The sequence below is a fragment of the Paenibacillus sp. 7523-1 genome, assembly GCF_002276415.1.
Lineage (GTDB): Bacteria > Bacillota > Bacilli > Paenibacillales > Paenibacillaceae > Paenibacillus > Paenibacillus illinoisensis_A.
On sequence record NZ_NPBR01000029.1, the window covers coordinates 63,457 to 89,467 of the forward strand.

22 protein-coding genes are annotated in these 26,011 nt (G+C 48.6%); 5 read left to right on the top strand and 17 right to left on the bottom strand.

What is annotated here, in order from left to right; translation table 11 throughout:
- Nucleotides 1–76: 76 nt before the first annotated feature.
- The 6 genes from CHH60_RS26920 to CHH60_RS26945 all read right to left on the bottom strand — a co-directional run bounded on the left by CHH60_RS26920 (nucleotide 77) and on the right by CHH60_RS26945 (nucleotide 7,953).
- Nucleotides 77–1,489 carry an alpha-L-fucosidase gene (locus tag CHH60_RS26920; RefSeq protein ID WP_095361998.1) on the bottom strand — a complete coding sequence of 471 codons (1,413 nt, stop codon included), beginning with the start codon at nucleotides 1,487–1,489 and terminating at the stop codon, nucleotides 77–79.
- A gap of 225 nt (nucleotides 1,490–1,714) precedes the next feature.
- Nucleotides 1,715–2,773 carry a Gfo/Idh/MocA family protein gene (locus CHH60_RS26925; RefSeq protein WP_095361999.1) on the bottom strand — a complete coding sequence of 353 codons (1,059 nt, stop codon included), beginning with the start codon at nucleotides 2,771–2,773 and terminating at the stop codon, nucleotides 1,715–1,717.
- A 256-nt stretch (nucleotides 2,774–3,029) separates the two neighbouring features.
- On the bottom strand, nucleotides 3,030–3,896 hold the full coding sequence (locus CHH60_RS26930; protein ID WP_095362000.1) for a sugar phosphate isomerase/epimerase family protein: 867 nt from the start codon (nucleotides 3,894–3,896) through the stop codon (nucleotides 3,030–3,032).
- A 106-nt stretch (nucleotides 3,897–4,002) separates the two neighbouring features.
- Nucleotides 4,003–5,760 carry a glycoside hydrolase family 35 protein gene (locus tag CHH60_RS26935; RefSeq protein ID WP_095362001.1) on the bottom strand — a complete coding sequence of 586 codons (1,758 nt, stop codon included), beginning with the start codon at nucleotides 5,758–5,760 and terminating at the stop codon, nucleotides 4,003–4,005.
- A gap of 1 nt (nucleotide 5,761) precedes the next feature.
- Nucleotides 5,762–7,222, bottom strand: coding sequence for an alpha-L-fucosidase (locus CHH60_RS26940; protein ID WP_095362002.1), 1,461 nt, complete (start codon nucleotides 7,220–7,222; stop codon nucleotides 5,762–5,764).
- A complete protein-coding gene (locus tag CHH60_RS26945) occupies nucleotides 7,219–7,953 on the bottom strand; it encodes a copper homeostasis protein CutC (RefSeq protein ID WP_176476227.1) in 735 nt (244 codons plus the stop codon). Before CHH60_RS26945 ends, CHH60_RS26940 begins: the two co-directional genes overlap by 4 nt.
- A gap of 138 nt (nucleotides 7,954–8,091) precedes the next feature.
- Between CHH60_RS26945 and CHH60_RS26950 the strand changes: the two genes are divergently transcribed.
- Nucleotides 8,092–9,024, top strand: coding sequence for an AraC family transcriptional regulator (locus tag CHH60_RS26950; RefSeq protein WP_095362004.1), 933 nt, complete (start codon nucleotides 8,092–8,094; stop codon nucleotides 9,022–9,024).
- A gap of 295 nt (nucleotides 9,025–9,319) precedes the next feature.
- On the opposite strand, the gene CHH60_RS26955 is transcribed toward CHH60_RS26950, so the two are convergent.
- The 10 genes from CHH60_RS26955 to CHH60_RS27000 all read right to left on the bottom strand — a co-directional run bounded on the left by CHH60_RS26955 (nucleotide 9,320) and on the right by CHH60_RS27000 (nucleotide 19,323).
- On the bottom strand, nucleotides 9,320–9,511 hold the full coding sequence (locus CHH60_RS26955) for a hypothetical protein (RefSeq protein ID WP_095362005.1): 192 nt from the start codon (nucleotides 9,509–9,511) through the stop codon (nucleotides 9,320–9,322).
- Nucleotides 9,512–9,625: 114 nt separating this feature from the next.
- Nucleotides 9,626–12,409, bottom strand: a complete 2,784-nt coding sequence (locus CHH60_RS26960) for a glycoside hydrolase family 3 C-terminal domain-containing protein (protein WP_095362006.1) — start codon at nucleotides 12,407–12,409, stop codon at nucleotides 9,626–9,628.
- Between the two features lie 224 nt (nucleotides 12,410–12,633).
- On the bottom strand, nucleotides 12,634–13,722 hold the full coding sequence (locus CHH60_RS26965; RefSeq protein WP_095362007.1) for a low temperature requirement protein A: 1,089 nt from the start codon (nucleotides 13,720–13,722) through the stop codon (nucleotides 12,634–12,636).
- Nucleotides 13,723–13,824: 102 nt separating this feature from the next.
- Nucleotides 13,825–14,784, bottom strand: coding sequence for a ring-cleaving dioxygenase (locus CHH60_RS26970; protein ID WP_095362008.1), 960 nt, complete (start codon nucleotides 14,782–14,784; stop codon nucleotides 13,825–13,827).
- Between the two features lie 90 nt (nucleotides 14,785–14,874).
- Nucleotides 14,875–15,102, bottom strand: a complete 228-nt coding sequence (locus tag CHH60_RS26975; RefSeq protein WP_095293145.1) for a DUF896 domain-containing protein — start codon at nucleotides 15,100–15,102, stop codon at nucleotides 14,875–14,877.
- 198 nt (nucleotides 15,103–15,300) lie between these two features.
- Nucleotides 15,301–16,323 (bottom strand): SPFH domain-containing protein, encoded by a 1,023-nt coding sequence (locus CHH60_RS26980; protein WP_095362009.1) that lies wholly within the window; start codon nucleotides 16,321–16,323, stop codon nucleotides 15,301–15,303.
- A 39-nt stretch (nucleotides 16,324–16,362) separates the two neighbouring features.
- Nucleotides 16,363–17,124, bottom strand: a complete 762-nt coding sequence (locus CHH60_RS26985) for a TPM domain-containing protein (protein WP_095362069.1) — start codon at nucleotides 17,122–17,124, stop codon at nucleotides 16,363–16,365.
- 38 nt (nucleotides 17,125–17,162) lie between these two features.
- Nucleotides 17,163–18,194: a TFIIB-type zinc ribbon-containing protein gene (locus tag CHH60_RS26990; RefSeq protein ID WP_095362010.1), complete on the bottom strand. Its 1,032-nt coding sequence runs from the start codon at nucleotides 18,192–18,194 to the stop codon at nucleotides 17,163–17,165.
- Between the two features lie 40 nt (nucleotides 18,195–18,234).
- Complete coding sequence (locus CHH60_RS26995) at nucleotides 18,235–18,939, bottom strand: PspA/IM30 family protein (RefSeq protein WP_095362011.1); 705 nt, start codon at nucleotides 18,937–18,939, stop codon at nucleotides 18,235–18,237.
- Between the two features lie 171 nt (nucleotides 18,940–19,110).
- Entirely contained in the window at nucleotides 19,111–19,323 is a 213-nt protein-coding gene (locus CHH60_RS27000) for a hypothetical protein (RefSeq protein ID WP_095362070.1), read from the bottom strand.
- A 275-nt stretch (nucleotides 19,324–19,598) separates the two neighbouring features.
- Between CHH60_RS27000 and CHH60_RS27005 the strand changes: the two genes are divergently transcribed.
- The 4 genes from CHH60_RS27005 (at nucleotide 19,599) to pdxA (ending at nucleotide 24,751) form a co-directional block, all read left to right on the top strand.
- Nucleotides 19,599–21,242: a sigma-54-dependent Fis family transcriptional regulator gene (locus CHH60_RS27005; protein WP_255248104.1), complete on the top strand. Its 1,644-nt coding sequence runs from the start codon at nucleotides 19,599–19,601 to the stop codon at nucleotides 21,240–21,242.
- 167 nt (nucleotides 21,243–21,409) lie between these two features.
- Nucleotides 21,410–22,396, top strand: coding sequence for a 2-keto-3-deoxygluconate permease (locus CHH60_RS27010; RefSeq protein WP_095362013.1), 987 nt, complete (start codon nucleotides 21,410–21,412; stop codon nucleotides 22,394–22,396).
- Nucleotides 22,397–22,457: 61 nt separating this feature from the next.
- Entirely contained in the window at nucleotides 22,458–23,753 is a 1,296-nt protein-coding gene (locus CHH60_RS27015; protein WP_095362014.1) for a four-carbon acid sugar kinase family protein, read from the top strand.
- Nucleotides 23,750–24,751, top strand: coding sequence for a 4-hydroxythreonine-4-phosphate dehydrogenase PdxA (pdxA, locus tag CHH60_RS27020; protein ID WP_095362015.1), 1,002 nt, complete (start codon nucleotides 23,750–23,752; stop codon nucleotides 24,749–24,751). Before CHH60_RS27015 ends, pdxA begins: the two co-directional genes overlap by 4 nt.
- 102 nt (nucleotides 24,752–24,853) lie before the next feature.
- Here the strand turns inward: pdxA and CHH60_RS27025 are convergent, their stop codons facing one another.
- Nucleotides 24,854–25,999, bottom strand: coding sequence for a glycoside hydrolase family 88 protein (locus CHH60_RS27025; RefSeq protein WP_095362016.1), 1,146 nt, complete (start codon nucleotides 25,997–25,999; stop codon nucleotides 24,854–24,856).
- Nucleotides 26,000–26,011 lie beyond the last annotated feature (12 nt).

A 26,011-nucleotide genomic window follows, 5' to 3' on the forward strand; every position in this document is an offset into this window, starting at 1 on the left:
CAGGAATTCCACCTCCATATGCTTAAATACAAAAATCCCGGAGGCCCTGATTGCTCCCCCGGAATTCACATGCCATCTACCCACGTGTTAACAATTTGAACGTATGCGTGATCGGTGCTGCCCCAGAAACAGCCGATGGTGGCAGATCAACAACAAGTCCATTTTCCGTCTGTTGATACGAAATTGCGTCATTGGTGCCAATGAGTTCGACTCGCTCTACTTTCTCCATATAAGGGATGATGACTTGTGCTTCTACTGCTTCGTTCTCGTTTCTGTATAAACGGAAGGCGTACACCGTGTTGATCTCTTGCTTCTGCGTAAAGGCCCAATCCTTCGTAAAATAAGGTCCGCAGATCCGGGTTCCATAGATTCCTTCACCGTGGGTGTTGAGCCATTCACCAAGTGCCTTGATGCCCCTCACTGCCCCTTTGGGAAGACGACCATCCGGCTGCGGTCCAACATTCAGCGCCAGGTTCCCGCCCTTGGACACTACTTCCAGCAAAATATGCGCCAGCTGTCTCCCCGATTTATACTGGTCATCAAATCCGAAGGCGAAGGAATTACCTACCGTAATGCAGCTCTCCCAAGGGATATTCATCGGGTGTTCCGGGATGGTCTGCTCAGGGGTAACAATATTCTCATATGGTCCACCCACCGTGCGGTCTGCTGATAGAAGCCATGGCTGGGTTGTCTGACGAGCCCGCTCCACAACTTCTCCCAGCCGGATATCCTGGCCGTAGCGACCCTCTCGCACCCAACCGGCATCCAGCCACAGACATTCGATCCGCCCGTAATTCGTCAACAGCTCCATGATCTGTTCATGTGTGAACTCCACGAATTTCTCCCACAGCCACGGATACTTGTGGGGATCGTACGATGGTCCGCGCCACATGTGGCTTCCGCGCTCCATTCCCGGTGCCCAATAATACGGGGTATGCCAGTCCGCTTTGGAGAAATACGCCGAGATCCCCAGCCCTTTGGCCCGGAATGCGTCAAAGAGTACTCTACAGATGTCCGCATATTTATGAGTATGAAAAGGAGTATCCTTGCCCGTGATCCGATAATCGGTCGTATGGGTGTCCCACATGCAGAAACCGTCGTGGTGCTTCGTCGTGAACAGGAAATATTTGAAGCCATTGTCTGCTGCCATCTGTGCCCATTCTTCGGGTTGGAAGCGGATCGGATTAAAGGTTTTGTTCAGATCGAAATACTCTCGCTTGAAATGCTCCATGTCGTCCGTCCAGTCGATGTCATCGCGCGACCAATCGCCATCCTCATCGCTCAGTGCCCAGGACTCCACGAGTCCAAGCTGGGAATAGGGACCCCAGTGCATCATCAGCCCCAGCTTCTGGTCCTTGAACCACTCCAGCCGTTCAAGCAGCAGCGGATCTTCCGGTTTGACCCATTCTTCCTCTTTGCTAAAATGGTGTACCCCGGCTTCAACGACCTGTTCTTCCTGTTCCAGCACCGCGTCTTTGGTTTCGCTCATCCCGTTCATCTCCTTTGGATTAGATGTCATAAGCTGAATAAATAGCTTTACCCTGGGCCACTGCGCGGTCAGAACCATCTTTCGATCGCTGTCATCCCCGGATTTTTTGGATTCCCTTTTCCCAAAGGGAAAATCCGGGGATAAACGCGAACGCTTCGCTTCTCCAGATTGGTTCTGCCCTCTCCGTTTTGGCTTAAACGTTCAGTTCAACAAATAAGGGCATTATTACAGTGAAATTTCGCGTCCCTCGCGTGCTGACTCGTAAATGGCACAGAGCATTTTCATCACTTCCACGCCGTCCTCTACCGGACTAAGCGTTTCCTTCCGGCCCTGTGTGCTGTCGATAAAATGATTGATTTCATTACGGAACGAGCCCATAAAATCGAAGGATTTGAAATCGACCTGCGGGGTCATGTTCAAAATGGTATTGAATTTCTCGCCAATGATCGAGATTTCCGGCTCCAGTTCTGCACCACCCTTGTCGCCGTACAGTTTGACCGAGGTTTCATCCGCTTTGGCATGAAGTGTGAAGCTGACATCCACAAGCAGACTTGCCCCATTTTCGAAACGAATCAGGGCATTCGCCATATCCTCGACAGTGTTCTGCTCAGCGTCATAGTCTGCTGCTTTGTAAAAGGACAGATTCTTGATATGGGCACGATTGCCGAGTCGATTGGACACGTTGGCAGAAACGGATTTCACCTTTGGTCTGCCCATCAGGTACCAACAAATATCGATGACATGCACACCAATATCAATCAGCGGACCGCCGCCGGAGCGATTAATATCCGAGAACCAGCCGCCCGGGTTACCGAGGCGACGCAAGCTGGATGCTTTGGCATAATAGATCTCGCCCAGCTCACCCGCATCGATGAACTTCTTCAGAATCTGTGCATTGTCGCTATAGCGGCGTACAAAACCGACCTGCAGCAGCTTGCCGCTGCGATGAACGGCTTTCTCTACTTCGAGTGCATCTTCTACGGTTTGGCATAGCGGCTTCTCACACAGCACGTTTTTACCCGCGTCCAGTGCGGCAATGCTGATCTCTGCGTGTGAATCGTTCCATGTACAGATGCTGACGGAATGAATCTCGGGCAAGGCCAGCAGTTCCTTGTAATCGGTAAATACATGAGTTGCATCATATTTCTTCGCCATGTCTGCGGCACGTGCTTCATTCAGGTCGCATATGGCGTATATTTCAACGTCTGGATTACTGGCATAGGCTTGCAGGTGGCAATCGGATATTGACCCGGCACCGATGACGGCGACTTTCAATTTGGACATAGTGCTGACCCTCCATAAATAAAATAATTGACGTCCAGCGGAGTAGACGTTACGGTTACGAATCGTTCTTCCGATCGCTCTTATCCCCAGATTTCTTCAATTCCCTTTTTGCAAAGGGGAAATCCGGTGATAAAGGCGCACGCTACGCTTCTACAGAATCGATTTCGCCCCCTCCACTACTTTTCCTAACTGAACTAACTTTCCGTTAGATCCATACGTAACTATTTATACTTTTATTTAAAACAAGTACTCAGCCCTATGCCTCTTCCCATAGGCGGCGAACGTTATCCATCGCAATGCGTGAGGCGGTTTGGCAATTTTCCATGCCTTCGAATTCAACCGAAATATATCCGTCATACCCGGATTGCTTCAATACACGAAACACCTCAGGCATGTCGATATCGCCATGGCCTACAATGGCACCGCGCAGGTAATTGCCGTGCGAGGTTTGGAACCATCCTTCACCGGGATTGCGGTACGAAGATCTCCAGTAGAAGTCCTTGGCGTGCACAATTGACGCGTATGGAATGTTATTTTTCACGGCACTCACCGGATCTTCATCCACACAGAGGAAATTGCCGACATCCAGCGTGGTCTTGAAATTTTCCCGTGCCGTTTCATGCAGCAGTCGCTGAATCCGCTCGCTGGACTGCACATAATAACCGTGATTCTCTACACTCGTTGTAATTCCGAAGCCTGCCGCATAATCGGCGATTCGCTGACAGGCCTGCACCAGTATCGGCAGGTCCTTCTCAAACTGCGCTACAGTCCCTTCTTCGGCTGGACGAAAAGCTACATCATGACGCATAAGCTTAACACCCAGTGCAGCAGCGACATCCACATGCCTCATCACATTCTGTATCTCTTGCTCCAGTGCATCGCCGTCCTCCTGTACAGCGAAGTTTGCACCAATCGCATAATTGGAAATGTCGATTCCGACCTCTTCTGCAGTCTGTTTAATTTCATCAATCAACTCCGGATTGTCGATCAGACTGAATCCCATCGGTACAATCTCCACATGCTCGCCGCCCTGCTCGGCAATAAATCGGATGGCACCCGGCACAGTCAATTCCTTGCGATCAAGTGCCTGTTGCAGACTGTAGGTACTGAGTCCAACTTTCATACTTCACCTCATCCTCTCTTGTAGTCGATGACCATACCCAACGTATACCTTTTTCCGGATGGCTCGACAATTCCCAATAATCGTTTGCTATGCTTTTTTCCTTTTCCTAGCCCAAATCTGCCTTATTAACAAAAGTTACTGCCGGATCGGTCGTCTTATGCAGCTCAAACACGATGATTTCATTAACACCTTGGCGCAGCAGCGGCGCAGGGACGTACAAGGTTTTTTGCGGCCCCTTATCCCAATATCGCCCCAGATTGAAGCCGTTTACATAAACGACGCCCTTGGTCCAATGGTCCAGTCGCAGAAAGGTATCCTGCGCTTCGTTGACTTGAAAGTTCCCCCGGTAAAATGCCGGACCCTCAATATCAGAAGAGAATTCGCCGAATTGCAATCCTGATAGCTCCGTCAGCGGCAGACAATAAATTGTCCAATCGAATAAAAATTGAAAGCCATGACGCACTCCCTCTGTAATGCCCTTGGGATCTCTCAGGTAAGGTCCATAGTTGATTCGCCCCATGTTTTCAACAAGGATCGTAATGTCTGCACCCTCTTCTGGCACTTCAAAGGATACTGACAAAGCATCGTTCCCGCGTTCCAGCACGCCCTGGAATTGACCATCCACAAACACCAGCGCACGGTCATGCACCTCTTGAACCACCAGCTCTTGCCGCTCTCTGGGCCCGGAAATTCGGGTTTGGTACAAAATAAATCCATAATCCTGACCGAGCTTTTCCATCGGTTCCGGATTGGTTCGCTGAACCGGGACCGAGATCCGGTCCACCTGTCTCAACAGTTCGGCCTGTTCCGTCAACTTCACTTGCCCGTAGGCAAAGGTACCCTTTGATTCAGGCAGCACAAGATCTCCCATATCGCGGCCGCTGTACCGGGCAATAAGATCACGTACTGCATGGAATTTTGCTGTCGGCTCCCCTGATTCACTGAGCAGAGAATCGTAATCATAACTTGTAATGGTAGGCTCATATTGATTCTTTTGCTGACAGTTCGCCCCGTTGTAGAATCCGAAGTTTGTTCCGCCATGGAACATATAAAAGTTAACTGAGGCTCCTTCTCGCAGCATCTCTTCGAATACACCAGCTACATCTTCTGCATCACGAGTATGATGTGACTCTCCCCAATGATCAAACCAACCGTTCCAGTATTCCATACACATCAATGGTTCTTCGGCTTGATAAGTGCGCAGCTTGGCAAAAGCCCCTTGCGTCCCTGAGCCAAAATTGACTGTAGCCAGGTGCCCCGGCACTGATCCAGCCTGCAGCATGTGGTCCGTCGGTCCGTCCGAGGTAAAGAGCAGTACATCGATACCACGCCGTACCATGCCATCACGCAAATATTTCAGATAACTCGCATCATTTCCGAAGCTGCCGTATTCGTTTTCAATCTGCATCGCGATGATTGGTCCGCCTCGGGTGCTGAGGAACGGTTGCAATTTGGGCAAAAGCACATCATAATACCGATCCACATTCGCCAGAAACTGCTCATCATTACATCGAAGACGGATAGCATCATCAGCCAGCAGCCAGGAAGGCAATCCCCCGAATTCCCATTCGGCACATATATAAGGACTCGGACGGACAATCACATACAGACCCACATCTCCTGCAATTTGAATAAATCGCTCCAGATCCGCCATGCCTTCAAAACGATACTGTCCCGGCTGTGGTTCATGGAAATTCCACGGCACGTATGTCTCCACGGTATTAAATCCGCAAGCTTTCAGCTTCAATAGTCGATCTTCCCAATATTCGGGCACTACCCTGAAATAATGGATGGCTCCAGAACAAATTTGAACAGGCTTGTTATCATACATGAATTGTGAACCTTGATAGGTCAAAACCGCCATGCTACACCTCTCCCCCCTCGCTCAGATATACACCCAGCCTGGACAACGTCGGGTACCACCTGGATTGATGAATGGTTAGTCGAACCCTTCTCGATCTGACTCTCGGAAAGCGACAAATTCGCTTGTACCCTACAACCGTTCCGGTATATATCTCATCCCAGGTACCGTCTGGCCTGCTAACCTCCAGTGTAAAATGCTCAATCCGTTGACCTATCTGGATATGTTCCATCAGCACAACCCGGTCAAACGCTGTCTCCGTTAGCAAATCCACCTCAACCCACGCCTGCTCCGTTCCTTCGCGCGGACACCAATACGTATCCAGCTGTTCACTCAGCACTTGCGAGACTTCATGTTGTTCATCCATCGTCTCCGATGCTTCAGCCTTTGCATGCAATGCCAGGTTTTCCTGAAACGTGGTACGCAGGACATTTCCCAACTCCTGCAGCCGTTCCACATCCCGTTCGTGAATAAGGCCACGCGTATCCGGCGGCAGGTTGAGCAGAAAACTGGCATTGCCCCCTACTGCGCCGTAGTAGACGGTCAGCAGCTCCTCCAGCGTTTTGACTTGACGATCCTCGCTTGCATGATAGAACCAACCTGGACGAATGGATGTATTCACCTCGGCAGGGTACCAGATCAGTTGGTCACCCAGGTCACGTATGACCTCTCTGCTTCCCAAATCACTGTCCTGCGTATTGATCCTTCTGGCAAACTCCCCATCATCCACCTGCTGGGATTGCTCCTGAATCTTCTCATTATCCTGCATATGTGCCGGCACAACACTCCATTCCGAATCTCGTGTATGACCAGCCTCGTTGCCGCACCAGCGGACATCCGGGCCGCATACCGAGATCACAGCTTCCGGCTGGAGTTCCCGAATAAGCGCATAGTATGCGTCCCAGTCGTAGACCTGCCTTTTGCCATTCGCACCTTCGCCGCATGCTCCGTCAAACCACACACAGAAGATATCGCCATATTTGGTGAGCAGCTCGCGCAGCTGATGGAGGAAAAACTGGTTATACCTCTCTGAATCCCCGTATGATGCCTCATGACGATCCCAAGGGGACAAATAAATGCCAAATTTCAATCCGCCCTCACGGCAGGCATCGGCCACTTCTTTTACCAGATCACCTGTGCCGCTTCTCCACGGACTAGCTGCGACTGTATGCTCGGTAAACTGACTTGGCCACAGACAAAACCCGTCATGATGCTTGCATGTCAGGATCAATCCCTTCATACCTGCCGCCTTACACGTCTCTACCCATTGCTCTGCGTTGAGTTCCGAAGGATTGAAGATTGCTGGGCTTTCTTCGCCAGTCCCCCATTCGCGATCCGTGAATGTATTTACCGTAAAATGAATAAAGGCGTAGAACTCCATCTCCTGCCACTCCAGCTGGCGCTTGGAAGGCCTGACTTGTGCTGCTGCCTTGACCCAATCGGTTGCTTGCAGTCTATGACTCATCGTGTATCACTCCCGTCATTCGTGGATTGGAATGCACTTAACAGATGTCGTTTGGCTTCTTCAACCATCTGCGGATGAATGGGCTTATGAAAACTGCCTTCGTATCGGACACCTGAACCCATATGTAATTCCGTGATACCCGTTTGCCTTACCAAATCCCTAATCCTGTCCAAGGTTACCCCTGAGCCAGCCATTACCGTTATATCCAACGCCTGACTCAGTTCATGGAGCTGTTTCAATTCAGAAATGGCTTCAGGTGCTGCCCGTTTTCCTCCAGATGTCAGTACACGTTCTACCTGTCCCAGCGTGCTGATGGAATGGAGTGTTCCTGACAGACTTGCGCTCACATCTATGGCTCGATGAAATGTAACACCAAGTTCCTGTGCTTCGGATAGACATGACGCCATGGCTGCAAGATCAACCTCTCCGCCTTCCGACAAGGCACCGACCACAATGCCAGATGCTCCAAGTTCTCTAGCCATGCGTACCTCCTGAGTCATAACACGGATGTCCTCGGCGCTATAGCAGAACGAGCGGCTATGCGGACGAATCATGACATATACCGGAATGGTAACTTGGGACACCACTTGCTCGATAATGCCAACGCTGGGGGTAAGGCCTCCTTCAGACATGGCAGAGACCAGTTCAATTCGATCTGCTCCACCCTGCTCGGCTGCCCTGGCGTCTGCTGCATCTACTGCAATCACTTCCAGTATGGGCTGTCTCTTCATTGGATGACTCCCTTCGTTCCTTCCAATATATAAGTCCTGGAGGCTTCTCACCATTCACAAAGCGTCCGGTTTTTTGACCTTTTGTGCCTACTTGCCGAGTGGTATAATCTGTGACAACAAGTTCAAGGCGGTGATTCCATGGATACGGATGTGATCTTTCCCAATATGACAAGCACACTGCAGGTTACGGGATGTCATTTTGGCAGGAAATCACCCGGCTGGGTCTATCCAAAGCACCATCATCATTTATATGAAGTTCTGTACTGCCAATCTGGAGAAGGCAGAATGCTGATCGGTGCGGATGAAATTCTGCTTGGACCAGGAGACTGGTTCTTCATCCGTGCAGGTGCCAGACACCAGATGGAGAACGCCCATTCCAACGAGCCCACAGGCGACATGGAACCGATCCATCATTCACGCTTTGACTTTTTTAATATTCACTTCGACATTGATGATTCCGAACTGCGAAGAACGCTGAGCCAGCAGGAATATCGCCTGATTCCCCACAGCAAGGCAGCTGCCACTGAACTGCCTGCCTATGTAGCCAAGATTGAACGGGAGATGAAGCACAGTCTGTCCTCCACTTCCCTATCAGCTCCAAATGGCTCAGAAACCAGAATCACCCTGACTTCGGTTCAGAAAATGGCACTGCAAGCCTACATCCTCCTGATCATTCAGGAGATCATCCTGCTGCAATCCGGAGAAGCTGATTATATCCCGGACGTCATACCGGAGGTAACCATGCATAAGGCTGATACTGCACATCGCATCGAAGAGCAGCTGCAGAATATCATTTCGAGTGAAGGTTCCATCACACAGATGGCCGAAGAGCTGAACCTGAGCCGTAGCCAGTGCACCAAAATATTCAAAGAAATATACGGCATCTCCCCGCGGCAATATGTCACGGAGAAGAAGCTTAACCATGCCAAACAACTGCTCGTCAGTACCAATAAGACCATTGAGGATATCGCAGATGAACTTGGCTATCACTCTGTCAGCCACTTCTCGAGGCAATTCAGACGGGGTACCGGACTCTCACCGAACCAGTTCCGTCCACGTCCCATGACATAAGGACCGTCAAAGCCTCATCACTTGTGCATTTGCGGTCCTTATTCCTCACTCTTTGAAGGTTAACATCCCAGGTAGGGGGAGCTTTACGCCTCTTCAGTTTTTTTCTGTCCTTTGCGTTCCCATGTCATTGTGCAAATTTAATCCATTACTTGTTTTGTTATTTTCGTTATTTAAATATCGTTATTATGATTTAGGTTTAGTCTAAAACGTTAGGTTCAGCGCGTCAATATAAAAAAAGACACCCCGGAGGGTGTCTATCTTGCCTTGATTTCCTTTTCGGCCATCTTGGCTTTTTTTATTTTTTGCGACGAGCCTTCGTCATTCGATTAAACATAATAAGTGCGGCAATCACCATGGCAATCATGGCGATACTACTTGCTGATTCCTGCGACATGCCGAACAGCATACCCAGGTTGGTTACCAGGCTTCTTACAATCAATGCCACTGCAATCAGCAGGATTGGACTCCAAAAATTATACCTTCTCATCCTTCGCAACACTCCTGACCAGATTGTTCAGAATTTCAGGATCTCCTAACAACATCATAACAGTCAGCCTGTCCAGTAACAACATGCCCATCACAGGATGCCTGTATGCCTGTACTAGACCTGTTTGAATTCAATCCAGTCGATCTGCAGACCCGGTTTGGTGAAGTCCAGCTTCAACTCATACAGCCCTGCTTCCAGCTCTACTTTTACAAGCTTCTGTCTGATCCATTTGCCTTCGGTACCATTGGTCTGAATGGTCGTCATCAACTGGTCATTCAAAAGCACATTACATGCGCTTTGGGCCAGTTCCGGCTCAGGGGACATGATCTGTACGATAATCCGATATTGGCCTGCCTCATCCACTTTCATATAGACTGGCTCGCTTACAGCAGGCTTCACCTGTGCATTCTCAGCCAGAGCCTGGGCCTGGTCTGCAGCAAGGGATGCATTGGCCTGGAAGGAAGCCACGTTCTCCACGATTTCGTGTTTTCTCGAGGAAACCGGTGCATTCATGATGAACTTGCAAATATTGATCGCCGAGCGCTGGAGCTCTCCGCGTGTAAGGGTTCCATTTGCCAAGGACTCAATCGTGTTATCATCCCAGCCGTTGATCTCTGCGCCATAGTTCGGCACAACCATGTACAGATCGTTCTGCGCACGGATCATCCAGTTTGTATATTTGCGGTCAGCCTCTCCGCCTTCGACCACATCGTTCATAATGGCCCACCAGTCTGTCATAACGATCCCGTCGAAATCCCATTCTCCACGCAGAATCGTTGTGTTCAGATCGTAGTTGGATGCAGCCCAGTGTCCGTTAATCGGGTTGTAAGAGGTCATGATAGAATTGGCGCCACCTTGTTTCACGGCAATTTCGAACCCTTTCAGGTAAATCTCACGCAGCGCACGCTCCGAGACTACGGCATCGACCTTGCTGCGGTGTTTCTCCTGATTGTTGCAGGCAAAGTGCTTCAGGGTCGCGTTGGATCCGCCCTTCATAATACCTTTGGTGCATGCTGCCGCAAACACACCCGAGATCAGCGGGTCTTCGGAGAAGTACTCGAAGTTACGACCGTTGAGCGGGCTGCGGCGAATATTGAGTCCAGGTCCGAGCAGGGTATCCACCTGATTTCTTAACAGCTCCTGGCCCTCCATGACGTACAGCTCTTCAACGAGATCCGTGTTCCATGTCGCTGCCAGCAGCGTACCGATCGAAACTTGTGTAGCTTTCTCCCCACTATCCATACGAATGCCGGATGGGCCATCCGCTGTGCAGGCTACAGGAATGCCGTAGTTAAACAGGCTGTCGCTGACACCACCGAATGCGGATGCTGTACCCGAGGTAACAAGCGGACTGCTCATACCCTCGCCTCGTACGATCGCAGCCAGATCCTGATCGCTCAATTGGGCGATGAAGGCTTCCAGACTGACTTTTCCGTTTTTGACATCGCTCAATTTGTAACCTTGGTTACCCGTTTGCTCCAGCGTTTGTGGCAGATTCTTCTCAATCCGGTCTGCCATGGAAACCTGACGCTTCGGCACGTCCACATAGATAAGTTCGTATGACCCATCTGCCTTGCGAACACCTGGCTTCATCCGCGTGAAATCTTCGGTTGGGGCCATCGCCTCTTGCAGCTGTTCCACCAATTGAATCGTTTCTACGATGTACCCATCCTGACCGTCAATTTCGATGTGGTCTGCTTGTTTTACACTGGTACCAACGTGCAAACGATACGTGCCTTCTTCGAGAACGTAAGCAGATGCATATCCTGTGACGCCTGCATCATCGTAGGATGCCATAGTATGTACCGGGAAGCTTACCGTCAGCAATTCCGATTCTCCAGGCTGGAGCAGTCCTGTTTTGCCGAAGGCAGCCAGAGCTTTCACAGGTTGTCCGAGCTTGCCTTGTGGTGCTTCGTAGTACACCTGTACAACCTCTTTGCCCGCATATGTTGTACCCGAGTTGGTCACGTTTACACGGACTTCAATGAAGGTTTGGCCTTCTCTGGAAATCGTGCGAGCATCTTGCGGTTGAATGGCAAACGTCGTATAAGACAGGCCGTAACCGAATTCAAATTGCACCTTTTCAGGTCGAAACGTTTCGAAATAACGATAACCCACATAAATATCTTCCTGATACAGGTTCTTGAACTCGTTGCCATAGTTGCTTGTTGAAGGATAATCTTCGATGGAATACGCAATCGTATCCGTCAGTTTACCGCTCGGTGTAACGTCACCCGCCAGTACATCGGCAATCGCGTTACCACCCTCCATACCACCATGCCAGGAGTAGATGACGCCCTGAATCGGATGTACATACGTTTCGTTCAACCAGCTCATATCAATAATATTGGAGACATTCAGCACCACAATGGTATGTTCAAAATGCGCTGTAACCTGCTTCAGCATGGCTTTCTCATCTTCGGTCAGCTGGTAGCTGCCTGGTGCATCAGCATTATCCTGATCTTCCCCAGCAGTACGTCCAATTACCACGATGGCTTTGCCAGACTTGCTTCTTGCCTGTGCAACCAATTCATCTGTCAGAGGCATTTCCTTCTGGTTCCAAGGTTCAGCAGCCCATACTTTACCGCCATCATCAAATGGATTTTCCTCAATCCACTTTTCATAGACTGCTGCCAGTTCTTCATTAACGGTGATGTTCTTCTTGCTGCGAAGCCCATCCAGCAGGTTCGTTGTATATGCTACATGCACGCTTCCGCCTGAACCTGTGCCGCTGCGATAGTAGTTAACTTGAATCCGGCCAAAAACTGAAACGTTTTCGTTGTCACGAAGAGGAAGTACCTGACCTTCGTTTCTCAATAGTACCGCGCCTTCTGCGGCAACCGTGCGGCTAAATTCTGCAAACCCTTCCAATGGAACCCCGATTTGATGTGTACTCAATGATTTCCCTCCTGATTGTTCTCCCCATAATCCATGAATCGCTATCCCTATTCAGTGATTTGGTAGATTCACTTGTACATAGTCCCATATTAACAGATTCTATAGAAGAAAATAACTCACGAAACCGCTTTTTCACATTGTCGACATGACATTTTAGAAAAATTAAACCAAAAAGCCACGAACGCAATCCGTCCGTGACTTATAAATTCGTTTCAAATTGCTATTCAAGTCGTCAGCTTCGCATATAGAAGGAAGAATAACATATCTTCACCCACGATAACGTAGTTCGGAACCTGATAGATCAGATCCACAATGACAAATGCAGCCAGCACGCCAACCATCGTTACCAGATGAAACGGACGAAGTCTTGAGTGTGCATGTCGGTAACGATGAAATACGAGCGAGGTCGACAAGAAGTAGAGCAGTACAGATCCGAAGCCAAATCCCAGCATGAATACATAATTAAGCTCATTCAGGTACAGCAGCTGAATTGAAGCAGCGATCATGCTCATTGAAATGTAGATGAACAGATGGCCATAGATGATCGCTTGCCCGGCCGTCTGAATTTCCTTGCTGACCTTTTTCTCCACGTTATCGAAATACTGCCACCACATCGCAATGACGAATATGGAAGTAAAGGCAGCAAACAGGATGGATCTCAGATCCCAGTGATCGGCCTGCAGTACAGCAATAATACTAACTACCGACTCACCGAGCAGGATGAGTGTAAAGAGTGCAAAGCGCTCGAGCAGGTGATGCGTCTGAATCGGTACCTTTACCAGATTTTTGCGTCCAATCAGCGGAAGCACGATATCTACCGCAATCCCCGCATACAGCACGACGTAGCGCACCCATGAATCGAAGAACAGGGAACCGGAGGAGATTAGAATACCGATGATAAAGCAGATCCCCAGATAGCGGGCCGCCTGTTGTTGATGTGGGCTTTTGGACTTGTGAACCGTAAGATACTGAATCGCGGTAAACGCCCTCGAACCGATATACCCTACGAAGAATGACAGGTAATACTGATCAAAATGGGTCGAAAGACTTGCCGTCATCACGAGAACCGACAGAAGCTGAAGGATGAGAAAGATGCGATGGCTGAGGACATCCTGACCGTATCGATTAATGAATAGGGTCTGTCCCACCCATGCCCACCAGACGGGGATGAAGATCAATACAAATTTCATTAGATATTCAAACGTAATAACGCCGTGTTCGGCATGCAGCAGGACATGTCCTGCTTTGGATACGGCTGCGACGAAGAGCAGATCGTAAAACAGCTCCAGCCAGGTAACCTTTTTCTCCATCATCCTTCGATGCTCCTTTGGGTTCAAGTCTTCATTTGTCTTATGTAAAAGTTAATCCATTCGCGGCCGGAACATCGTTCTGGCCGCTATGGTTTATATTGTCCATTACTTAGCAGCTGTTGCGGCAGGTTCCAACGTTCTTACCACAATCGGCTGCAAATTGCCTTCGATCTGTTCACGGTATTGTTCGAACCACTCTGGCAGCATCAATTTTTCTCCGAGTGCATCAGCAGGTTCATCTTTGGCAAATCCCGGTGGATCTGTTGCAATTTCAAACAGGATTCCGCCTGCTTCTCTGAAGTAGATGGCATTGAAATATTGGCGGTCGCGGACCGGGGTTGGTTGGTAGCCATATTGGTATACGGCCCCTCTCCATGCCTCATGCTCTTCAAAATCTTTGGCACGCCACGCAATGTGGTGTACTGTTCCTGAGCCGCCTACACCCAGAGGTATGCGGGTAACCGGAACGTCCACGACGTTACCGATATCTCCGCTGGAACGGAAACGGGCATACTCTTCATTTTCATCCACTCTGACGAATCCCAGAATGTTCTCCAGTGCATCCATTGTTCTCTGTGGATTCACACTGAACAATACAGCACCGCCAAAGCCTTTGATCGCTTTGTTTGCCGGAATTCCTTCATGCTCCCATGTGCTGGCAGCACCCTCTTCCCGTTCAACAAGCTCAAGCCGCAAGCCTTCGCTGTCTTCGAATTGAAGAAGCTCTTCATTGAAGCGACTTGTTTTCGTTACCTCAATGTTATACCGTTCCAGCCGATCCTGCCAGAAGCCAATAGTCCCAGGAGGAATGACATAAGAGGTAATGCCGACTTGGCCGCCGCCAATTTTGCCTCGAGGTGATCCGGCAGATGGGAAGAAGGTAATAATGGTGCCCGGGCTGCCTTTTTCATCCCCGAAGTACAGATGGTACACGTCTGGTGCATCGAAGTTGATTGTTTTTTTTACGAGACGAAGTCCCAAAACCCCAGCGTAAAAGTCGACATTGGCCTGTGGATCTCCCGCAAAAGCCGTAATATGGTGGATACCTGCAGTTTGAAGTGTCATTATAAATTCCTCCTTGGATATGTTGGTTTTAGTTTTTTTATTTATTGTAATTTGTATTATCTTTATTTTAAGATATATGACCGATTGAATTTAGTTGTTGTTTTGGCTTGCTTGCTCCTGTTTCAATTTGTCCGGAGTAACGTCATCGCCGTTCGGATCATAGATGGTGACATTCAGCAGAATATCATTGATCGAACCGCGAAAGATTTGCAGGTATTCCTGGCGCAGACGAATTTGTTCCGCTTTCTCCATCTCTGTCAGTTCTGCCTCTTTAGCTTTTCTGGAAAGTTCATTTATTCTGGTCAATGTTGGAATCATCATCTTGATCTCTCTCCTTGTAATTGGATTCAGATATTATTCTTTGGTGTCATTTTCCTTTGAATTAAATATCTTAAATTAAAGATAAGTTATTTTTGGGGTATTGTCAACACTTTTATCAAAATTAAATAGTAAAAGAAAAAAAGGCTCCATACGGAGTTTCCACTCCGATGTGAGCCCTTCTTCAATTCCGCTATGTTAAACCAGCTTTTGACCACAGTTCGGACAGAAGTTGGCACCTTCATTTTTGGCACCACAGTTCGGACAGAAGTTCGGCTTCTTGGCCCCCTCGGAAGAAGATCCTTCCTTGGGCGCGGATGGTTGATCCGTATTTTGGCCTGAACTGTTGTTATTGTTATTTTGATTCTGGCCTTGATTCTGGTTCATGTTCTTCATCATTTCGTTAGCCATATTCATGCCCATCATCATGCCCGCCATATCCGATGCGGCGCCGCCGCCTTTCACCTTGCCTGATGCGATGCCATCCGTCATGCTAACCTGCTGGTATTTCTGTAGGTTACCGATCATCTCATGCGAAGCAGTCTTCGTGATCATATCCTGAATCTCCTGCGGGTAATTGAAACTCATCACCTGGAATCCGGTAATGCCGATTCCGATGTCCATCATTTGCATATCCAGGTCTTCTTGTATACCTTTTGCAATCTCCGACGCGTTCGCCTGCAGGTTGAACATATCCTTGCCTTCACGGCTGATCCACTTCATAAGCAGCTGATCCAGTACAGAAGTCATGCGGATTTTGACATCCTCGACCAGATAGCTCTGTTTGATGCCAGCAATTTTATCAATGAGCGTGACGTAGTCACTCACCTTGAAGTTGAACGTACCGTTAGCCCGAATCGGCATCCCGCCGGGGAGCTGCGGTGTGGGAATCAGTACAGGACTTTGCGTTCCCCACCGAACGGTAAATTCCTTTGTATTCACAAACAGCACTTCGACCCGCATGCCGCTGTTGAACCCGAATTTAAACCCTTTTAATGTAGACAGAAACGGAATGATCTCAGAATCGATATTAAATGAGCCCTCATCTTCAAAGATTCCCTCAACCTTGCCGTTGTTCAAAAAGATCGCATCCTGACCCGAACGGATAATCAGCTTACTGCCCTTCTTGATCTCCCGGTTGCTCCACTTCCAGAAAATCATATCATCTCTGAATTCTTCCCATTCCACTACATTCGAAAATTGATTTTTGAAAAATCCCATACTCGTTCCCATCCCTTCTATGTGGTACTAAAACAAATGTTAAAACGATCTGCTGCTTCCGCTATGTGAGTGGCCGCCTCGGGTGGTACCTCCACCACCGCCGCCTCCGCCGCCGTTGTTATTGTTTCTTTCTATTTTTTGTTTGGTGACCGTTGTGCGGATATACCGATCCTGACGATCAATTACACTGGAGGAACTGGAATCCTCATATGTTGCTCGATTGACGGTGACTCTTCCTCCTGAACGGTAGGCCATCACCCCAACTACGATTCCTCCGATCGCCACGGATGCAGCGAGCTGAAACCAGGTTTTGAATAGAATGTTATCCGGGTTCACACCCGGTTTAATTCCCATGTATTCATAGGACATGTCCAGATACTTCTCAAAAGCCAGTCTATAATTCCCATCGGTTACATCCGGGGCTATTTTGGCTGTAATTTTATCAGCCCTCCCGTTGTCGATATACTCTTCTCCTTTGTAAAAACCAGCCAAATACATTTGTCGATTGTACATATCGAGTGTCAAAATGACCGTGTTTCCGTGAGCCTTATCGTAACCGGGCGCTCGCTCGTCGTAGAAATCCTCCGTTAACAATTCTTCACTCTTGTGCACTTCATTATTGGAAGTAAAAATAATAAAATCCGTCTGCCTCTCGGCTCCATACTCATTCGCCAGTGCGTTCAATTCACTTTTCTCCTGCTCACTCAGCAGATTGGCCTCATCATAGATGAGATTTTTACTCTCTGCTGCCGAGGCGGTCTGAACAGTCAAAAAGGAGAAGACCAGACCAAATGCCATCATTACCAGGGTGGTCGCCATTGCAAGCTGTTTGACCTGTTTCAAAGGAACCCACCTCCCATCATCCAGGAGATCAGTTTCAAGGATAATAAGGACACGGCGGAAACGCCAGCGAACCATCCGGCCACTTTGGCTTTGCTAATGGGCGGTTTGCCGACCACTTTTCCCGTTTGGCCATTCATGGCAAAGGTATATTGGGCACGATTGAAGTCATAATAGACCATCCATACGGGAAGCAGCACATAGTCTGCATTTTTAAGTGTCGTATCAATTTGTTTGTCCGTGTAACTTACACTGTTATAACCGGATACAGTTGAAGCGATATATGAATCAATATAAGATCGGGTCTTCTCCTTGGCCCGCGGATATAACTCTTCATCGGTATAGCTGTATTTCTCTGCAATGTATCCCGCAAGATACGGGGTCTTGAACTCCTTCAGCTGGTTATAGGGAAACGGCTCCAGCTTATCCATCAGCTCATCCTTCATTTTCTCCGAAGCATCAATGGGCAGATTCACATAGTTGAGCCGGATTTTCCGGTAGATATCAAAATGCTGTGTTTCCGTATAATGGTAGTCGCCTTGCGTGTAGGTTCTCACCTTGGTTCCGCGGCCGTGAACTTCGATTTTGTTATGTAACTCATATAACCAGAACGGCACATACATCCCCGTAATATTCTGAATCCGGTCTGCGCTCATGAATCCGCTCGGGGTCAGCAGGCCGTTCCGGCACCACTTTTTGAATGCCTGCTTCGCCTGCTCCTTGCTGATGGAAAAGGGAATAACCATGCCGGGTGCCAGATCACCCGTCAGCCGATCGCTCAGCACAACAGCTGCCCCGCAGAAGCTGCAAGTGGTTGCACTTGTCTCCGGTTCCGTGACGATATCCGCGCCGCAGCTGTTACAGTGATATTGCTTCACTTCATTTTCCGTGAACACCTGTTTCTTGAGCGGATCAGGGATTTGCTCAATGTTGTCCTGTCTCCCACAGCTCGGGCAGGATAATGAACCTGTCGCGCTGTCAAAAACCATACCACTGCCACAGTTGGGACACTTGTATTCAATAACTGGCATCTGCTCACCTCAATATTAACGAAATATAAACGTATCCATCCTAATTATTCTTCAGCTTCTCCTGAATTGCTGCGAGTTCTTCCTCCGCACTGGGAACTGTATTGTCACTATTACCCGCTTTCGCGTTCATTTCTTTCTCCAGCTGCGCAATAAGTTCATCCAGATCATCTTCCTGCTTCCCTGCCCGGAGCTCAGCAAGTGCCTCTGCTTCATTCAAAGCCAGATTGGCCTTCTCTTCCATCGCCTGAAAAGCCGCATTTGCTTTCCCTACTGAAGCATTCCGTTCATTGGCCTGCTGCTGGGCCTTCGCCTCTGCCATTCTGCCTTTCAGCTCGGTATGTCTGGCTTCCAATTGTCCCAGATCTGCTACCAATTTATCATTCATATGCTTCATCATTTTGGCTTTTGCGGAGGCACGCTCATACGCTGCCTGTAATTCGTTCCATTTCTCCGTCTGCTTCACTTTCTTCTCCAGAAAACTCCGAGCCTTATCTTCATCGCCTGATTCTGCCGACTTCTCTGCATACCGCTGCAATTTCTTCATCTCGGCGCTGCATTCATCCAAAGCCCGCTTCGCCCTGCTCTCCTCCGACAGAACGGCCGCCGTCTCCGCTTTCACCTGTCCCAGATCACTGCTCAGACTCCGCATATATTCATTCACGGTCTTCTCCGGATCTTCCGCCCGAGCCAGCAAGCTGTTCACATTGGCCTTCATCACGTCCCTAAACCTCGATAAGATTCCCATTCCTGTGTTCCTCCTCCGAAAAGTTTACATATACCCTATAATACATGAATTCCAAGAACGAGGTTTCATTTCCCTGGATTGGCCGGCATTTCCCAAATGAAAAACCATCAGCTCCTGCTGATGGTTGCTCTTACGCTGCACTATCCATTTTTAATGGTATGGCTATCCGGATCAGGCGGGAAGACTCTCTACCGTGGTAAAGAATACATCCAGCAGTTCTACACCAAAGTTTGCCTCAACATATGCCGTAATATGCTTCAGATCCTCTTCATGCTGATACTCCAGACATGGACGACCTTCGCTCCAGAGCACTCTGCACGTAAACTCATTAACCACGCATTGAATGATATGATCCGGCTCTACCGCTTCACGAAATGCTGACATCGCATGACGCTCCTTTCTTCCCTTGCCATCGTTGATGCTTATGTATTCATTTTGAAAAAATGGATTCCGATCTTCCGTGATAATTATCACAGGTCGCATTGCTAGCAAACAGCATGGCAATCCTTCTCTACCCTCCTGCACTCTGAAGCTGTCCTACGCCAAAGATGCCAATCTCTCGTAAGTTGGCTATAATAAGGGAACCATTAAATGAGATTTCTATAAAAGGCAGGAACATTATGCGTACACGAGTTCATATCATTGCTCCTTACGAATCCATGACTACCATTATACAAGAGTGCATTCCCCGGTTTCCTCAATTATCAATTCAATGCGATGTGGGAGACTTGGCAAAGGGGGCCGAACTGGCCTCACAAGCCGAACGAAACGGGGCCGAAATTATTATTAGCCGTGGGGGTACTGCACAGTTGATCAAGGAAGCCGTCACCATTCCCGTCATTGATGTGCAGCTCTCGGGATATGACATGATTCGTTCCTTGACTCTGGCCAGCCAGTTTAACGGCAAAACGGCCATCGTTGGCTTTTCCAATATCACATCAGGTGCACAGTCCATTATTGATCTGATGGACCTGCCCCTCAAGGTATACACGATTCGCAGTTCCGAAGATGTCGCCAGGCTGCTGCTGGAGCTGAAAGCATCCGGGTACCGTCAGATTGTCGGGGATGTTATCACCGTAGATACCGCCAGAACCTATGGGCTCGAAGGGTTATTGATCCAGTCTGGCAAGGAAGCCATTATGCGCGCGCTTGAAGATGCCCAGCTGGTGTTTCGCTATCTGAGCAAGAATCAAGCCATCTCCGTCATTTTGAACAACCTGGTCACACAAGAGCACCCCAATCTGCTTATTTTAGATGAACGGAACGATATTGTATTTGAAAACCTGACCGATTTCGAGCAGAACCCACTGACGGAAAATTTTATTCATTTGATAAATACCAATCTGGAGTTTGAGCAATCCCAGGTTCAACATATGTTCATGGTCGACGATTATCAGCTGACGGTAACGGCCCATGAAACAACGCTGAATAATAAGGGTTATAAAGTCTACACGCTTGAAAAAGGACAGCCCTACCAGTTTGCACAATTCGGCATAACCACCTACACGGATATAACCATCGAGCCCATTGTTGCCGAATCACCAGCCATGCAGGTGATGTTGAAGAACATTCGGGCTTTATATGAAAATCACGAACCCATCTATCTGCTCGGACATGCAGATTCAGGCAAATCATTTCTCGTAAAACACATGCATCAGATGTACTCAGGCGGTGGACTTTTGCTGCAAATAAACCTATCGCAGGTACCTGCCGGTCATTTGCATAAAATACCGCTCTCCAAAGTCCGCAACGTGGAGCTGAATCATATCGAACAACGGCTCCATGATGAAGAGGTGACCTCATTTATTCAAACCTGTCTAAGCAGGCAGATTGGTGTATTCATTCTGGGAGAAGAACCCTTGAATCCGTATTGGACGCTTGATATCGAGCTGAGTACCATGATGATGCCAAGTCTTGCGGACAGGCTGGAGGATCTGGCACCACTGATCCAGCAGTTCCTTACCGACTATTATCATAAGTATGGAACCGCTGCGGTGAAGATCAAAGAGGATGCTCTACAGTTAATCCAGGAGCAGGTTCCACAGATGACAGTCAGCCAGCTGAAGCATCTTATCAAACAGGCTGCCCTGAATGAGCAGGATTATGTGATCTCAACAGATACGTTGTCCCGCCTGCTTAATCAGCATTCCGCAACAAACACGATGAGGTTGAACGGTACGCTGAAAGAGATCGAGAAGGAAATTATTCAACACGTTCTGCAGGAAGAAAACAATAATCAATCCAAGGCTGCAGATCGCCTGGGGATTAACCGGGCCACACTTTGGCGCAAACTTAAAGAATAATCTTTAAGTTTGTGCTTTTTTTACTGCTCGATGTGTTGCATTATTAAACACTTGAGTGATTACTTAAAATTTACAGCAAATTATTGTTGCTAAAATAAACAATCTGCGTTAAGATAGTCCCTGCAAGCGCTTCATAAAAACGATTACTTAAATAAGGAGCTACTACTATGAACATTAAAGCGACATTAGATCGTATTCCTGGCGGTATGATGGTTGTCCCGCTGTTACTTGGTGCAACGATTAACACATTCTTCCCCAATGCCTTGCGGATTGGTGGATTTACCGAAGCCCTGTTCGTTAACAGTTCAAGCACGCTGATCGCCCTGTTCCTCTTGATTGCCGGAACACAAATCACGTTCAAGACAGCCGGTTCATCTGTCGGTAAAGGTGTTACACTGCTTGTGTTCAAGTGGGCTGTTGGTGCAATATTAGGTTTGATCGCCATTTTCTTCGCAGATTCCAATGGATTATTCCTTGGTCTGGCACCGCTTGCCATTATTGCTGCGATGACGAATTCCAACGGCGGACTGTACATCGCCCTGGCCGGACAATACGGCAAAGAGGATGACAAGGCAGCTTATCCATTCCTCGCACTGAGCGACGGACCTTTTCTTACCATGGTTGCACTCTCTATTTTCGGTGCGATGGGCTTCGCCAATGGCATGTTCTCCCCGATGGCTTTTGTAGCGGTACTGCTTCCACTGATCGTCGGTGTGGTTATTGGTAATCTGGATCGCAACTTGGCTGAATGGCTGCATAAAGGCAGTGACAAGCTCGTTCCATTCTTCGCCTTTTCACTCGGTATGGGAATCAACTTCTCGTCTATCATTCAAGGTGGACTAAGCGGCATCATGCTGGGTGTAATTACAGTATTGATCACTGGCGGCGTTGGCTACCTGCTCTTCAAAGCCATCGGCTGGAACCCTATTGTCGGAGCTTCGGAAGGTTCCACAGCGGGTAACGCTGTAGGTACACCTGCTGCTATCGTAGCGGCCAATGCTTCCTTTGCCCCTATTGCTGAAATTGCTACCGTACAAATTGCGGCAAGTGTCGTAACCACCGCTATTCTATTGCCGATCTTCATCGGTTTCCTATCCAAAAGGCTGGAGAAATCAGGCGGCGTCGAGAAATACAATCAAAGACCGACCACATAAAGCAACGAACTTATCCTGAGCGGACATGAATTCACTTTTTTCTCAAGGAGGCGAGAACAGCATGAAATTAGCCATTATTGCAGATGATCTGACTGGTGCCAATGACAGCGGGGTTCAGCTTGCCCGTCATGGCTTGAAAACCAGTGTATTATTTAACATGGACGAGAATAATATTCGTCATTACGATGCTGTTGTTTTCGACACGGACAGCCGTTCCATTGCCTCGGATGAAGCTTACCAGCGCGTTCGTAATGCAGCCGAGTTTCTGACGAGAAATGGATTCGATACCATTTTCAAAAAAATGGATTCCACCATGCGTGGTAACATTGGAATTGAGATTGATGCGCTGTATGACGTGATTAAACCGGATTTCATGATGATTGCACCAGGTTATCCGAAGAATAATCGTACGATCCTGAGCGGGGTACATTACCTGAACGGAATTCCACTGGCTGACACCGAGATCGCGAACGATCCCAAAACACCTGTGACTGTTTCGTATCTTCCGGAACTGCTGAAGCTTCAGACGAAGTATGAAGTAGGTGAGATCAGCGTATCGGATCTGGAAGCAGGCAAGGAGCATATCCAGAAGAAGTTAACCCAGTTTAAAGAAAATGGCATTCCATACGTACTTGTGGATTCGACGGAGGAACTGCATCTGGAGCAAATCCTGCAAATGACCAGTACAATGGAATATACCTTTGCATGGGCAGGCTCTGCAGGAATTGCCAACTATCTTCCCGGACATTTCAGTTTGGAGGGTAAATCAACGGAGTTGACTATACCGGGAAATTCTGGACCTATTCTAACTGTCGTAGGCAGTGTAAACAAAAACTCACGTGCTCAGTTGAAGAAATTGCTGGGACAGACCAGCGTTTCTTCCGTTGCATTCCACTCCTTCAAAGCCGTATCCGCCGCAGCAGATCGGACAGAGGAAATGGAGCGTGTGTATAAAGAAGTAAAAGCCAAGTCTCTTGCAGGCAATGACGTTGTCTTGTATTCCACGGCAGAGCAGGTTGACATTGAACTGGCACGTGCAACGGGTGAAGCCCGCGGTCTGGATCATACCGAGGTCAGCAACGAAATCGTGCGGGCCATGGGCGAGATTTGTGCCAGATTGCTTGAAGAGGGCAATTTCAAGGGTGTATCCATGACCGGTGGGGACACCGCCAAGCAAATTTGCATGAAGTGGAATATTAGCGGCTTCGAGCTGCTGGACGAACTTGAGATTGGTGTTCCAATATCCAAGTTTATCGGAATAGAAGACTTACATGTCATTACCAAAGCAGGAGGCTTCGGCACACCAGAAGTCTTCATCCATGCGATTGAAAAATTAAAAGGAGGGATTCCAGTATGAAACCCACAGTTGGAATTACAATGGGCGATGCAGCAGGTATCGGACCCGAGATTATTATGAAGGCACTAGGCCATCAGGAGGTCTACGACAACTGCAACCCACTCGTTATTGGTGATGCAAAAATATTGAAACGCGTTCTGCCCGTTATTGGATCAAGCTTGAACGTCAATGCCATTCAGGAGCCTTCAGAAGCCAAATATGAATTCGGCACCGTGGATGTCATTGATCTGGATCTAATCCCTGCCGATCTCGAATATGGAAAGGTGTCTCCTATAGCGGGAGATGCAGCCTTTCAATTCCTGGCCAAGTCCATTGACCTAGCCAAAAAACAGCAGATCAACTCGATCTGCACTGCCCCACTGAACAAGGAGGCCTTGCACCAAGGTGGACACCTGTATCCGGGACATACCGAAATTCTGGCCGATCTGACGGAGACACAGGATTTCTCCATGATGCTTACGACGCCTAACCTGCGGGTTATTCACCTGACAACACACATGGGCTTGATCGATGCGATTGCCAGCATCAATCCCGAAAGAACCTACACGGTAGTTAAGCTTGCTCACGATACACTCAAAAAAGCAGGCTTCGAGAATCCACGTGTAGCGGTATGCGGTATTAACCCACACGCAGGTGAGAACGGATTGTTCGGTAATGGTGAAGAAGAAGAAAAACTGCAGCCAGGTATCGAGCGTGCGCAGCAGGAAGGCATTAACGTGGTTGGTCCTCTCCCTGCGGATACATTGTTCTTCCGTGCAGGCCGCGGTGACTTCGATATCGTAGTTGCTTGCTACCACGATCAGGGACATGCTCCGATTAAAGTTATGGGCATCGAAGAAGGCGTGAATATCACCGTTGGCTTGAAAGGCGGCATCATCCGCACTTCCGTTGACCACGGTACCGCCTTCGATATCGCTGGTAAAAACATCGCCGATGACAAAAGCATGCTGGCAGCCATTCGCTCGGCAATTGAGCTTGCTCCAAAAACGCAAATGTAACCGAACGTATCCAAAACGAATTCCACTATTGAAGCAAAATAAAGCAGCGACTCTCCCCCGTCGGGAAGAATCGCTGCTTTTTCTTTTGTACACCCTGCTGCATTATTGCCTACCATTCGATCTCCGGTCATACCAATATCCAGGAATGCCTCGTTCCAAACGCATCAATGCCTCGAGATAGAAATAATCGCCCCAGATGACATAGTCATCCGGTGAATCCCCACCTCTTACGGAGTAGGAACCATGCTTGAGTAAGCCTTCTTCGGTTTCGGACCCGTTAGTGGAGTAATTCTGTACCAGGGACGCCATTGAATTCTGCACCGCGTCCAGGAAGAACTGACGCTCCGGATCTGTTGGATCCAATCTCTCGGCGATCTCCAGAATCCCGCACGCAGCAATAGCGGATGCAGAGCTGTCACGCTTGGTTTCGGAGGTCTGTGGTGCATCGAAATCCCAATAGGCTACATGATCCTCAGGCACATGAGTAATAAAGTAACGGGCTAGACGCCTCGCTGTCTCGAACATCTCTGCATTTTGCAGATATCGGCTGCATAACGCAAAGCCATATATCCCCCATGCCTGACCGCGGGTCCATGTTGAGCCATCATTATAGCCCTGATGGGTCCCTCCACGAATGGCTCCGCCAGTAGCCTGATCAAAATAAAAGGTATGATAGCTGGAATCGTCTCCACGAACCAGAAAACGCCGGCTTTTCTCCGCATGGAGCTTGGCGACGCGCCGATATTCTTCGTTATGGGTCTGTTCATACGCCCATAACAATAATGGAAGATTAAGCAGGCAATCGATAATAATACGACCTCCGTTGTTCACATCGCCCTTGCGTCCCCAAGCCTGGATCAGCCCTGACTCTTCACGCCAGCGCTTCATCAACATATCTGCAGCCTCCAGCGTGAGGTCACGTGCAGCAGGGTCACGTTCCACGATCCATTGGGCCTTGGAGGACAACGAGTAGAGAAAACCTATGTCATGATGGTCAAAAATGCTTTTCCGTTCCATCCGCCCCCGAAAGTTATCAACGGTCTTAACAGCTGCCTCGCGATACAGCGGGTCCTGCGTGTATTCCGAGCATAACCAAAGGATGCCTGACCAGAAACCAGCCGTCCACTCCGTATTATCATTCAGCACATAATGCTCATCCCCGTTACTTACATGGGGAAATCGCCCCCCAAATCGGTCAATGTTGCTTCTCGTGACTTGGAGTGCATCTTCAATGGCATTTTTCCACATGGAACAAGTCCT